We start from the raw sequence: 350 nt of genomic DNA, 5'->3' as shown, positions 1-350 counted from the left end.
AACGGCCTTTGCCAAAACGTCACCAACCAGTTGAATGATAATCACCAGCAGCAATACCAGCAAGGTCGCCACGATTGTAATGTCGTTGCAGAAACGATCATATCCATAGGCAATGGCCGTATTACCAAGACCACCGGCACCAACCGCACCAGCCATGGCCGTGAGACCAACCAGACTGATCAGTGAAACCGTAGTCACCCGCACCAATTCAGAACGTGCTTCACGCAAGTAGACTTCGAAGATGATATCAGTATTAGTAGCACCGATCGCCTGCGCAGCCTCGATCTTACCATAGTTCACGCTTTCTAACGCAACCTGCACTTGACGCGCATAAAATGGGAAGAATCCCA

1 protein-coding gene is annotated in these 350 nt (G+C 50.0%); it reads right to left on the bottom strand.

What is annotated here, in order from left to right:
- On the bottom strand, positions 1-350 hold a 350-nt coding region (locus LI126_RS14615), incomplete at both ends, for an ABC transporter permease subunit (RefSeq protein WP_227165655.1).

This window comes from Mediterraneibacter sp. 210702-DFI.5.30 (genome assembly GCF_020560115.1).
GTDB lineage: Bacteria > Bacillota > Clostridia > Lachnospirales > Lachnospiraceae > Mediterraneibacter > Mediterraneibacter faecis.
The sequence above is the reverse complement of the archived record's forward strand: the minus strand, read 5'-3'. Positions and strand labels throughout refer to the sequence as shown.